Annotated in this window: 9 protein-coding genes and 1 pseudogene; all 10 read right to left on the bottom strand. The window is 52.8% G+C overall.

The features are described from left to right. The coding region (locus F2P46_RS34580) for a hypothetical protein (RefSeq protein WP_166898885.1) at positions 1-494 on the bottom strand (494 nt) is incomplete at its 3' end. A 5-nt stretch (positions 495-499) separates the two neighbouring features. Next, positions 500-907: a hypothetical protein gene (locus tag F2P46_RS34575; RefSeq protein WP_166898883.1), complete on the bottom strand. Its 408-nt coding sequence runs from the start codon at positions 905-907 to the stop codon at positions 500-502. A 311-nt stretch (positions 908-1,218) separates the two neighbouring features. After that, a complete protein-coding gene (locus F2P46_RS34570; RefSeq protein ID WP_166898881.1) occupies positions 1,219-3,471 on the bottom strand; it encodes a DNA sulfur modification protein DndB in 2,253 nt (750 codons plus the stop codon). A gap of 1 nt (position 3,472) precedes the next feature. Beyond that, complete coding sequence (locus tag F2P46_RS34565) at positions 3,473-4,123, bottom strand: GIY-YIG nuclease family protein (RefSeq protein WP_166898880.1); 651 nt, start codon at positions 4,121-4,123, stop codon at positions 3,473-3,475. Next, complete coding sequence (locus tag F2P46_RS34560; protein ID WP_166898879.1) at positions 4,120-4,962, bottom strand: phosphoadenosine phosphosulfate reductase family protein; 843 nt, start codon at positions 4,960-4,962, stop codon at positions 4,120-4,122. The genes F2P46_RS34565 and F2P46_RS34560 overlap by 4 nt, the downstream gene beginning before the upstream one ends. After that, entirely contained in the window at positions 4,955-8,311 is a 3,357-nt protein-coding gene (locus tag F2P46_RS34555; RefSeq protein WP_229509583.1) for an ATP-binding protein, read from the bottom strand. The genes F2P46_RS34560 and F2P46_RS34555 overlap by 8 nt, the downstream gene beginning before the upstream one ends. Next, complete coding sequence (locus F2P46_RS34550) at positions 8,304-9,434, bottom strand: DUF4007 family protein (protein WP_229509582.1); 1,131 nt, start codon at positions 9,432-9,434, stop codon at positions 8,304-8,306. Before F2P46_RS34550 ends, F2P46_RS34555 begins: the two co-directional genes overlap by 8 nt. 122 nt (positions 9,435-9,556) lie before the next feature. Beyond that, positions 9,557-9,706, bottom strand: a pseudogene (locus F2P46_RS34545) (DDE-type integrase/transposase/recombinase); the annotation flags it as partial. 560 nt (positions 9,707-10,266) lie between these two features. After that, positions 10,267-11,331 (bottom strand): site-specific integrase, encoded by a 1,065-nt coding sequence (locus F2P46_RS34540; protein WP_229509581.1) that lies wholly within the window; start codon positions 11,329-11,331, stop codon positions 10,267-10,269. Between the two features lie 12 nt (positions 11,332-11,343). Beyond that, positions 11,344-11,799: a hypothetical protein gene (locus F2P46_RS34535; protein ID WP_166898876.1), complete on the bottom strand. Its 456-nt coding sequence runs from the start codon at positions 11,797-11,799 to the stop codon at positions 11,344-11,346. Positions 11,800-12,014 lie beyond the last annotated feature (215 nt).

Raw genomic sequence — 12,014 nt, 5'->3', positions numbered from 1 at the left:
GCCAGCGTCTTCATGGTGCCCGCACGGGAATTTAGCGACATGACCTTCTCGAACAGCTCAAGGCGCTTGTTGACGCCCTTATCGTCCGGCTGGCACAGGATCGCGGCCAGGTCGCGGAACAGGTCCGCATGGTCGGTCTGCACCTCCAATTCTTCGAGCAGCTGCATCGACAGGCGCCGCGTGCGCTGGATATCCGAGCGGTGCGACAGGATGATCTGCGACTGCATCGCCGCGTTGACCTCCACGATCTCGCGTTCGCGCGCTGGCGACAGCGGTTCGGCGGTGGCCGGCACGACTGATTGCTCGACAAGCGACGTCGCCTTCGCGCGAATCTTGACGCCCAGGTGCCGGCCGATATTCAGCTTGGCGAAGCGCTTGTCCATGGCCGCGCGTGAAACGCCATGCTCGACGGCCATCTGCTGCTTAGTCTTGATGCCGGCGCGCCAGTCCTTCTCCACAAGATCCCAGTCGATGACCTTCTTTTCTTTTGCCATGATGATCAACGCGCTCTCTGATATTTGCCCTGCAGGGTGCCGATCGAGTCGACGCCGTCGTGTCCCAAGGCCCAGCTACGGGCGAATTCGAGATCCTCTAAGTCATCCTCGGGCACTTTGGCGCCCAACCATGGGGCGACGGCATTGCGCGGTTGGTAGATCGTGGGCTGAGCCTGCCCGGCCACGCTGTCTTGCTCGACGGGGGTTACTCGTGCCATCAGGGACGCCCAAAAAAGAAGCCCCGCACGCATTGCTGCGCCGGGGCTGGTGCCTGAATGCTCAGGCACGGGTGGAAGGGAGATTGCTGTGGGCATGAAAAAAGCCAGCGGAACAAGCGTCGCGCTGGCTTCAATCTGCTTGGTGCTCGGTAGCAGGCCCCGACCTATCTGGATGGTGGCGCGCCGCACGAACATGAATTAGCCGCCTGGCCCTTGGCGGGCACGACGACGGCGGTCCGCCAGTGCGTCGAGCCCGCCGGACGGCGAGACGATCCGACGACGTTCCCTTGAAAGTGCCCATGTTGAAGGCCCTTTTCGCCAGAGTCAGTTTTTCAGACTATCGAATTGAAGCGAATTTTACGGCTTTTTACGCAAGTTTTACTATGCCTATTTCGCGCAAAATTCCTTGCGCAATAGGTACGCTAACCGCCAATTTTCCGGTGCAGGTTAAAGCATATCAGCAAAAAAACGGGCGGCGACTCCAAAAGCCTGCCGGACTATCAAGACTACTTCTCCTCAGCAAACAGCCCATCATCGGGGTCGGCAATTACTAGCCCAATAGCAGATTGTTCGAACAATACATCCTTCAGCGATACCTTCGATTTAGTTGCGACAGACAAGAACGCTTCAAACATTTCCTTAGATTTAGACTGGATGTCTGCTTGAACTTCTTTCAAAATGTCGCTCTCGTTTAAACGATTCTCTTCACAATATTTTGCAAGTCGGCGCTTGTACAGACTGCGGGCAACGAAGCTACGACCATTCAACCTATCAGTTTCGACAAAGGTCCGTAGCGATGGGCTAGATGGCTCCCACAGCTCCAAAATAAGATACCTATATTTGGGCCATTCAGCTGGCTGAAGCTCGCCTGGCAAAACAACTTGTCGGAACGTTGGTGCACCAGGCACAATCTTGAAGGACGGTTCATCCGCAAGTTCACCCTCAAACGTATGAAGGAGAGCCTTTAGTCCAGTAATATTCTCAGGCTTAAGCAATTTATTGAGCGCAGAAATGTACTCTTCCAGCGCAGCTGGTTGATCTATCTTAGCGTCTTTTGAGGTTTCATTGATAGCCTCAATAAACGTCACCACAACGGCAGTTTGAAAGGCCACCGTCATAAACACATTCTCGTAAATATGATCAATGGCATCCTTAATGGGCTTGACAATCACGTCGTCTGCCACCACCTTTTTCCTGGAGACGGAACTCATGCCCTCTAGTAAAAAGAGGGCACGATTCACTTTCATAGACTCAACCATACATCGGCGTGCTGCCAGCGTTGTATTTACGCGGGTGAGAGTGGCTCTTATCTCAGGCGTTGTCCAGTTCGGCTCATTATCGCTCACCCGACGATTAAGGCCTTCTTGAAACTCATCAAAAGTACGGGAGGTAGCCTGTCCATCAAAAAGCATTTTCTCGAGGACTGTGTCGCGCTTCTCCTCCAGTTCTTGTTGCATTTCCAGTGTCGCTTTGGAAAAAGAAGCGTAAGGATGTAACTGCCCATAAATTCTATCGATAATTGGGACGTAGAGCTCCCGCCAATTATCCTTAAATAAGATCGCCATCTCATCAGAATAATTTACGCGAGTGTTGACCGATTTTTGATCTTGAGTAAGCGTATCTTTTAATGACAAACGCTCGAAGGCAAATTCTAGTCGCTTGCGAGGCGGGCCTTGTTTACTCTTCGTTTCGACGCCACGGACAGGCATTGGCGACATCAAAACGTGCTCAATCATGTGGTACAAGTGACTTACGCCAGTAAAAGCAGCATCACTTGCAATCTTTACTCTATCCCCCTCTTGGTCAAGCTCTACATTAAAAATTCGTAGCCCAGTGTTGTCTTTCGGACCAAGTTCCTTAATAAACGACAACGTCTCCCGCAGACATTCCGCGACAATATCCTGATCATTGAGCAATTTATTACGGGAGTCCGATACCCGTTTAGCTGTCTTATTTAAAGTAAGGAATACTTTGCGAGCCGCACGAATTACATCAGCGTCATCGCCGAAATCCTTATCCAGTTGAGGAAATGTACAAATCAGGATGGGCAATTGCAACTGATTGAGGTCGTAACTTCTAATTTCTTTCTCAGGCCATACTTTGTAGTAGCTTTCATACGGGCTACGTTTTGAATCAGACCAACCGTCGGTAAGATTGCGAAAAAGCGCCAGTAATGCCATTGCACGATGTTGACCGTCCACAATAGCAAGGCTGCAGTTATGGGAGGACATGCTCAACTGAGCACCATCTGCTAAGGCAGTCTCTCCGTCAAATAATTGTAGAAATTCAAATTGTTCTTCACTTAATGCGCCGGCAGTAATTCGTTTTTCAGTAATTCCAGGATGGTCCTCTGATTCGATTTCCGTGCGGGACACTTTTCGATAGTGTGCATCAGGTGCGCGGCTAGTGCCTTTCAGGGGCATTGCAACGGCCACAATAGGCGGGAAGAGCTTGATCTGGCCGCTGGTAGACGTATCAAGTAGGTAAGGGATGAGCTCGAGGGAAACACGAGCGTCATCAATGTCGCGCTGCATGATCTCTTCGAATCCAAGCTGGGTCAAATCAAAAACCTCTCGAACTGGCGCCAGCATACTAAGCAACTGCTGCTGGCCTTGCTTTTCCGATAATGTGACATGAGCAAGTAAGTATCTAACCTCAATTCCTGCAGACTCTCCATTCTTCGAGCTAACTCTAAATGTGCCGATGGTCCCGGGAACGTGGACGTCGAGAGCGCTCTTACTTTTGGTGATAATGGCCAAATTAATTTCTCCCAAATATTGGATAATTTATTCTATTTAAAATATTTTCCAAATCATTATATTCACTTGTATCAACCTTGGTTTCGCACACGTGGACAAATAGATTTGTAGGGTCGAAATTCCGTGCCACTACTTGATTGGCAAACCCGGCATCGGGTGGCTCATCACTCGGAAAGGTATCCCTCTGGTCCCGTAATTCAATTATTTTGTTCCTGTGCTGTCGCAGTCTTCTGCGAAGATTCTTTGCCATGCCGATGTACAATGGAGCAGTGAAGCCGGGCGCAGCCAACTTTAAGACATCGACGATAGCGGTTAATCTTTCTGGATTTTCAGCCAACCGATTCACAAGCGTATCTGACTTCGTCGGCTCATGCATCACCTGCCCCCCATATTTAGGCTTCAACTGTCCGCGAAGTAGAACGTCATAAGGAGTTTCTTTATAGGGATTAAAAATGAATCTATCCAATGCACTTTCCACTTCGGCTCGAGCTAGAGCCTCACTGACTCCCTTTGCAACATTGACTTTTTTTATTATGGAGTCAACATCGGCCTTGGAAATAGTTAATCTAGAATACCAAGCATATACTCCTGGCGATTCCGGCGCCAAATCTATTTCGGCCCAACTCAACGCACGACCGGTTTCGATTTTCATTTATGACAGACCAAACACGAGCCTCCGCCCTCATCTTCAAGATACAGATCATCAATATCTAACGGCTCAATAGGGATAACTCGCAATGGATTGGGCTTGCGTCGCGCCAATTCTCGTTTTTTACGGATCTCAAAGTCCACCTTTATCTCAGCAACTCGTTCTGGTTTTTCCAATTCGGTGAGCGCCTCGCCCTGAGTCCATGTGAATGGAGAACCGTGCTCTAGCGCATCTTTTTCGTATTTCTTCGCATCTTCAAATGCGTCAGGATGCTTGTCCCGTAATCTTACCCATTCGATTTTTTGTTGGAAGAAGCAAAAAGTGCATCCTGATCGGCTGCGCCAATCGTAATATTTCGGCATTCCAAGACCGGACCCCTCCAAAAGTTCGATCACACCTGGCTTATCAACACCATTATCACGGAATGGCATTAGCACTTTTAGATTCTCATGTTGCGCCACCATGCCTTCGCGGTGCTCCTCGTCCGCTCGAATAGCGACATAACTGTAAACAATGTGACCGGCATCGAGAGAAGGCTTAACCCAGTGCTTGAACGGTTCAAGTTTTAGCTTGCGGGTGCACCAACGTGTTTGAGCAGATGGCAAAAAATTATTGTAAGTCCGAAGCCAAAAATCAAAATCTCGATCAGGATTTAGTCGCTGAATTGGGCGCCCCAGAAATCCTTCCAATTTCCCAAGAAATTCATAGACTTCAGGAAGCTCTTTACCCGTGTCAGTAAAAAAATATTCAATGGGCAGGTCGGGATAGTTCAGACTCATATAGATTGCCAACGCGGCGCTATCCTTCCCGCCCGACAGGCCTAGTACGTGCCGCTCAATCATCGGTAAGTCCCTTTGTCTTCCACTGTTCGTTCACCATTAAAGCCCCAGCTTCCGCGAGTGCCGCAAGGATAATTTCTCTACGCTCACCCTGAGCTGTGGTCAGAAATTGCTTAACCAGACGGTCGATACACGGTGTATCGGAGTCAGAAATATCTACCGAGCCTGCAGCGTCCTGTCCGTGGCTTGCTCCAAATACAACGCCAATGACGCGCCGTGTAGACGGCCGTCCCCTCAGGGGCGCCATCGTTTCTGCGCGTCTAAAATCCACCCCCCAACTGGCAAGTCGAGACATCGCTGCGTCGATGTCTCTATCAACCCATAGGGCTGGAGGTTTGTCGACAGCTAAACTAATAAGTGCCTCTATCATCTCGTCGCTCTCATCAAAAGAATCTATTCGAGTTGCGAATGCGTCCAACTTAAAATCACCGGTCATCCCCTTAACAGTTCTCGCACGGGACCCCAGGTCTGCTATCGGACGATGCGCGTGGTCAAGCGCTTCTAGCACATTCTTGCGAACGCTTTCGAGCATGACGTGATAAGCACCGCGCAGCTCGTCAATTACTTCCTGCAGGCGGCTGTTGAGAGTCATCGGATCCTCCGCTTCCAAAATCACAGGGAGGTCAGAAAATAAGACTCGTAAAGGATCGCTCGCCTTCAAGAGCATTGCACGTATTTGCTGAGATCTTGACGACACTGTGAGTGTACGTTTACTCCACCCGGGTAAGCCTACAACTAATCCTACTAAACCACGTGCCACATCAAGTGGCGCAGAACCCACTGGCGCTTCCGAGCGCTCGGACACCGTCTTAGCGAGCGCATCAACTAATTTTGACTTGTCCTTGGATGCTTCAACGTGCTGAAGACGAATTCTGGTTGGATCTAAAATCCACTCATCAACCGCGGCTTCGCTTAAATCTGGGGTGAAGACTCCGTTGATGTAAAGTGCTAACGATGAACGATTTGCTAAGAAGAATGCAAGCGACAGCACGGGCATCACACCAGAACGCACTCCGAATGGCTCCTTGGCCCAAGTTGCGTACAACTCTTTAAGTGTTAACGATTTTCCTTCGGCCAGAATTTCGGCTCGCGTCCTAAACCAGAAGGCGGAGAACGAAACTCCCCGTGGGTTTAGGTTGGGATCTCCGAAGCTCCACTGTCCGTCATCTCTTCTGCAATGGAGTCCAGGATCACTCAACACTGTGTAGTAGAGGCCAGCGTCAGCCGGGAAGCCAACGTACCCCAATCTCTCTTCATGCCCGCTGCTTACCATTCGATACATCAGACTCTTACGTGCTTTTACGGAGTTGCTAGATGGCTCTTCACGATTGAGCAACTCACTAAAAATAATAGGGGCGTCTTCATATACGTTCTCAACGATAGACGATGCAATAGTGGACAATACGATGGCTCCCTTCGTCTCCACGGCCACACCCTCCCTGAACCACTTCGACAAGGCAAACGCATCCGAAAGCTCCTCTTCCAGAGATGAGCGCACGGACTCAATTCGGCCAATAATTTCACGGCGCGCGACCGAGTCTCCGTGTAGCTCCGGGCGTGTTTTCATCACACGCTCGGCCGCAGCAAGCTCAAGACTGAGTTCTGCAATGCGTTCCGCATTCTTGGGAGTGCCAATTAATAACGTGTTGATGGTGGCTTCCGAGCTAGCATGACGCACCCTATGCTCGGCGGACCGAACCGTCTGCCCGGCCTCGGGCAGACACATAACGAAAGCGCCGGCGCTAGCACCCTTCAACTTAAAGCTGACGACATATTTTTCAATTTCATCGAGCCTGATGATGCTTCTAGTGAACCATCTCATTGTTCCGGACTTCTGATAATGACGCTTAGCAAGTACAGGCTGTAAGTCAGTTAAGGCCGAAATTCGCTCAAGGTCTGGCTCGCCGATTTCTCCACGAGCCAGATTTATCGCGCCTTCAACATCAAAGTCACTGCCCGAGTAAATTCCCCAAGCACCCAAGTGCTTGCGCTCAATGAGAATTTTCCAGTCCGCTAAGATTTCTAGCGCCTTGCGAATTTCTTGCTCGGATACACCTGGGGTAGTAACTCCTAGGACAGCTTCGTCTGCAACAAGACCGGAGCCGTTACGGAACATCTCAATGAGCGCGATTGTCTTGGTGAGTTCTACATGTACCGGCTCTCCCTTTGCTTCAGCGCGCTCTACAGCGTCGCAGCACTGCGCCCATCGATGTCCATCCGCCGAAGCTATAATCGTCGGTTCAAGATTTGCCCTCAGATAATCCCAGTAAGCAGAAGGTCCAAACATATTGGACCAAGCCGCCTCATAACCATGCAAGAATTCCACAAAGCCGAGCGGCTCCCTTGATGCAAGAAAACCGAACGTGCTCCGCTCGTTCTGGCCAAAGCGCCGACGTGAAATTGGGCCTAACAATGCGGCTGTGACCGGATGCAATGGCCAGCAAGCTTTCAATGAATTGGCAAGCGTTGAAGGCGTGCCGGGTCGACGAGAACGAATTGCGGCAGATATTTTGTCGGCGAAATTTTTGACGTGTGCAAGATCGGGCGGCGACTCGACGGTGATGGCTTTTGCGACGAGTTCAATGACTTCATCGGCGGCAGCAACCAGCGGCATGTCTACAAATCGCCCTTGAACCTTTGCCCACTCATCCCGAGCCTGACGGCCAAGCCGCGAAGCGTAAGCCTCAAACGCTTGATGCAGAATCCCAACGATTACAAGCTTCCCCGAAGAGCGACTTGCAGCCTCGGCCAATTCTTGAAATATATAAACATCGCCGCCATCCTGGGCGGACGCTTCTAATAATTTTCCGAGCTCGTCAATGACAACCAGTACCCCTTGAGAGTGCCTCTCGGCCGCTTCAACGAGCTCGCCTACGATGTCAACATTCTTCTTCTTGGTTGGAGCGATGCCACGGGCTTTTGCTAACGCGCTGCCCAGTTCGACTGCAACATCGCTGCGCCTGCCAACGACAGGGACAACAAGCCAACCGTCGCCCTTTGATGCGAAAGCTTGGTGGACCACACTTTCATCGGGGAAATCCAGGATCTGCTTTGCCTTTTTTCTCAACACCGAGTTCCCGCCGACAAGAGAGCAGAGCATCAATGCAAGAGACGACTTACCCCCACCGTATGGACCGGTCCACGTGAACGCCCTCTGACGCGTTTCGGTCAGTTGTCGAGCCATATTCTCCAGCAAAGCTCTTGCAGTCCCTTGGCAAATATATCCGGATAACGCATCTTCCCGGCCCAAATCGGCATCGATCCGAACCGAGCGGAGAAATTGTCGAGAAATTACTACTGTATCGGACAGCATGCGTATTGGCGTGCCTTTTGTGTTCTCAGTTTTACGCATAGGCACTTTCCAACAATTTGTACTTTAGATCAGCGAGGTTTTTCTGACCGGCATCCTTGCGTGTAACCTGACGGATTCCCGCTTGCTCAGTCCACTGTATTTGTCCTCTAGTGAGTTCTTCCAGCGCCATTAATCTATCGGCTACGGAGTTTTCATCAAGCTTGAACACGCGTCCTGGAGAGCCGTAATCGTATGCGACCCGGTCGAAGGCCATGACCGAGCCCACATGTTGCATGCGCTCCCAATAATCCAAAAGCGCATAAGCAAAAACACCGTCAGGTAACGAACGCTTCGCACCCCGACGGAATTCAAATGCGCCTTTTGCGTTCTGTTGAATCAGACCTAGCTCACCAAATAGCGGCTCACTCATTTCTTCAGGCGAATCACCACCTAGGCGTGGAACATAGCTTCTTATGCAGCATTCAACGTCGCGCTTAAGAGTCGCAAGTGAAATGCGTAACTTATGCTCTGCAACAAGGCCTGACAGCGAGGCATTGATGAGTTCTCGGTCGAATACCTGCTGAACCATATGGTTAAACAAATACCACCAAGTGGTGGTTTTCTCGTGTGTACTCGCGACCTGCCAGTGCATCAACCAAGTAGTGGCGGGATGCTCATTAAATTCGTCGAAGCCGTTTGTTTTAAATAGCAAGTGTCCAAGTCGAGTGGCTTGATAACCATCGTTTTCCTCGATAATGCCGCACGCACTCGCCCAAAAACGAATAGACATAGCCATATTCTTACCAACTCCGAAGCGAACAATCGCCTCTTCATCGGCAAAAACAGATCTAGAAACGGGTGCGTGCTGTTGAGTGACTACATCGTAGGCCTTGCGTAGCCAAAGCTGCCGCAAAGGAAAAGTCTCGTGCCCAGAAAACTGAGGAGGGATGTCGGAAGGGAGCTGTATCATATCGGTGAACAGTCTAGACTGGAGATAGTCACCAGTCAAGGATACGCCTTTGAGGAAGATGGTCCACATGGTCAGGGTCACTGCAATATTCCCATTGCTGCCTCGTACTCTACGGATTTTCACAAATACTGTATGCATATACAGTATTGCAGATTCACCCCTCCGATGCAAATGGATTCGGCTGGCGTTCAGATAGATGAAATGAGGTTCCATGGGGGGTTCTTCCGCATTGTTGAACGAACGATGGCACGGCGTTGAGCCCCTTGAACTGAACGGACCACTCCTGCCATTGCAGAAAATGGGTCGGCGACCGGCTTCGCCTTGGCGCCGTCGATCTTGAGCTGACCTTTGCGAATCATTTGCATCAACTCGATTCCAACCAAGACCGAACGGGAGGAGCGGAACGATTTGACGTTGAGCATGGGCCTGGTGACCCACTTGATAGCGCGAGGGTCCTGCTCGACGATGCTGTCGAGGTATTTGACTTGGCCCACTGTGAAGTCCGCTGAGCGCGGCCTTTGCGCTGTTTAAAACGTTAAGAAATGTTGCCGGTTTCGAGGATGTCGCAGTGGCGCCCCCAAGAGCCGGTGAGAGCTGTAGCTCTTCTTTTAAGTAAAGAAAAGCCGTTTCCAACCTGCTGCTTGCGCGCGCGTTCCGGGTATGAAGCGGCGCCCAGGATGGCATACCTTGGTTGCACAAACTTTCGTTGTGTAACTTTTCTTGTAACCTCTTTTTGTGTAACCTTTTTAGCCCACTCAACAGACCCCAAATTTCACTGATTAACGTGATCCTGTATGGCCCAAGTAGCTGCTCGATGCGCCTCGGAGATGCTGGCGTAACTTGTTGATTCCTTTCCCTAAATTGTGCGCACCCGTGCGGCGGAATATGGGTTTCGCCGCGCCGTGGAACATTCCGCACGGTCTCAGGAAACAGGTCGCATTTCAGGTCCCACCGCGCGGCGCAAGCAGCCGCGAAACCGGCAATATGTCGCCCATGCAATGATCGCGCCCAAATTGACACTGAGGATTAGGTGTTGTCACGAGAGTCAAGCACCGCTAGGGCCGGTTTGACGCGCATCGCCCATTTTCCGCCCACCGTAGATTTTGTCCTCGATCCGGTCCTGCGCACGGCTGGCCACGTCCATGTTCACTTCCAGGTAGCCCATCGTGGTCTTCGGGTCCTTGTGGCGCATGATGGCCTGGATGGTCTGAATGGGTGTGCCTTCCTCGGACATGAGCGTGGCGCAGGTGCCGCGCAGGCGATGGGGCGTGATCCCGGTGAGGGAGGTGGCGGCGTTTGCGCGACGCATCGCGTAGCGGGCGAACCCATCCGGCAGCGCCCGGCCCTGCTTACCTGGCGCGATGAGGCCCTGCGGTCGTCGTTGGGGCGCCAGGTACGCAACCAGCCAGCGCGGCATCGGCACTGGGACCGCCTCCTTCCCCTTGGTAATGCCGGGCGTGAAGGTTCGCCGCTCCCAGTCGATCCACTCCCAGCAGGCGCTGGCCGCTTCCGACTCGCGCAGGCCCAAGCCGTACATTAGACGCACGGCGATGGCGACGGACGGCGAGCGCGTGGTCGCCTTGTCGATCTCTGCCAGCCAGTCGTCGGTGGTTTTGGTGGGCAAGGTGGCGCGCGGGATCTTCTGGACCGGCAACATGGGCACGTCCCACGGCAGCCTGGGAATAATCTTGCGCTTGACGGCCCAGTTCACCAGCAGCTTGAGCTTGCGCAGCCAGTGGTTCGCGGTGGCCGGCTTGCGCTTGGCCAGGTGCGCGTTACGCGCCTTCTCGATGATCTCCGTGCCGAGATCGCTAATCAGCAGCTGGCCCAAGCCGTGAAGGTGCCGGCGCTTGAAAACGTCGATCCCGCGGCGATGCGACTTGCTGGCGATCGGCGCGCGCAGTTCCTCCCATTGCTCGATCAATTCCTCCAGCGTCGGGACCAGCTGCATGCCGCTCGCGAGCAGAACGGCATCGGCGTACGCCTTGGACATGATCGCGTGGGCGCGCTTGTGGTTCACCTCGTGGGTGGTGCGCTGGCGCCGCGCCCCACCGGCGAGCCGGAAGCGGTAGTGGTAATACTTGCCAACCTTGAACAGGGTGCTGGACATGCCGCCCCCCGGTCAGGCTGGGGGGATGAACGAACCGAGCTGGTGCAGCACCGGCGCCGGCGGCGGTTCCGGTGGCAGCGCCGGCGCCGCCATCGCCTCGTGCGCCTTCTTGATGCTGTGGCTCATGCTGTAGGCGGCTTGGCTGAAGCTTTTCACATGATAATAATAGGTGCGCTCGCTGATGCCGAGCGCGGCGGCCGCCTGCTTGGCCAGCGCAGCGTCGCCGACGTAATACGCCCTGAATGCCAGGAACTTGCCCTTCCATTTCTTCATGTCGGCCAATGTATGCACGGCCATGTTGAAATACTGCATGTCAGGGTGGTTACGGGCGTTTGGCTCCCGCCCCACCTTGGACGGCTGCAGGCGCCCGAGGGTCCCGCTGCTGGCCGGTCGCACGTAAAAGCTGCGCGTCTGGCACCAGCGCACCCACTCGTCACAATATTCCGCTACTACATCCCGATTTTTCATCTGTACTGCCTCCGTGGTCAATTCGCGGGGCAGTCTAAAGCCGGTTAAAGATTAACTTAGATTTTCACCTTAAAGCGCGCGGCGCCACGGAAACGCCGGCGAATAGCCAAGGAACAGGGGCTTGGCGAAGAAGTTGCGCACGCGCGGCGGGACGATCGAGCGCGGCGCTTCCGGTGCGCTCTCCTTTTCGAGCTGGTGCCGGGCGCGTGTCGTTA

Origin of the sequence: Massilia sp. CCM 8734, assembly GCF_011682155.1 — a bacterium.
In the GTDB taxonomy this organism is placed as follows: Bacteria; Pseudomonadota; Gammaproteobacteria; order Burkholderiales; family Burkholderiaceae_D; genus Telluria_A; species Telluria_A rubra.
The sequence above is the reverse complement of the archived record's forward strand: the minus strand, read 5'-3'. Positions and strand labels throughout refer to the sequence as shown.

Excerpts from the sequence above, each read along its gene's own strand:
- F2P46_RS34560 (WP_166898879.1), bottom strand. The coding sequence starts at position 4,962 with ATGATTGAGCGGCACGTACTAGGCCTGTCGGGCGGGAAGGATAGCGCC.
- F2P46_RS34565 (WP_166898880.1), bottom strand. The coding sequence starts at position 4,123 with ATGAAAATCGAAACCGGTCGTGCGTTGAGTTGGGCCGAAATAGATTTG.
- F2P46_RS34535 (WP_166898876.1), bottom strand. The coding sequence starts at position 11,799 with ATGAAAAATCGGGATGTAGTAGCGGAATATTGTGACGAGTGGGTGCGC.
- F2P46_RS34540 (WP_229509581.1), bottom strand. The coding sequence starts at position 11,331 with ATGTCCAGCACCCTGTTCAAGGTTGGCAAGTATTACCACTACCGCTTC.
- F2P46_RS34575 (WP_166898883.1), bottom strand. The coding sequence starts at position 907 with ATGTTCGTGCGGCGCGCCACCATCCAGATAGGTCGGGGCCTGCTACCG.
- F2P46_RS34550 (WP_229509582.1), bottom strand. The coding sequence starts at position 9,434 with ATGGAACCTCATTTCATCTATCTGAACGCCAGCCGAATCCATTTGCAT.
- F2P46_RS34555 (WP_229509583.1), bottom strand. The coding sequence starts at position 8,311 with ATGCGTAAAACTGAGAACACAAAAGGCACGCCAATACGCATGCTGTCC.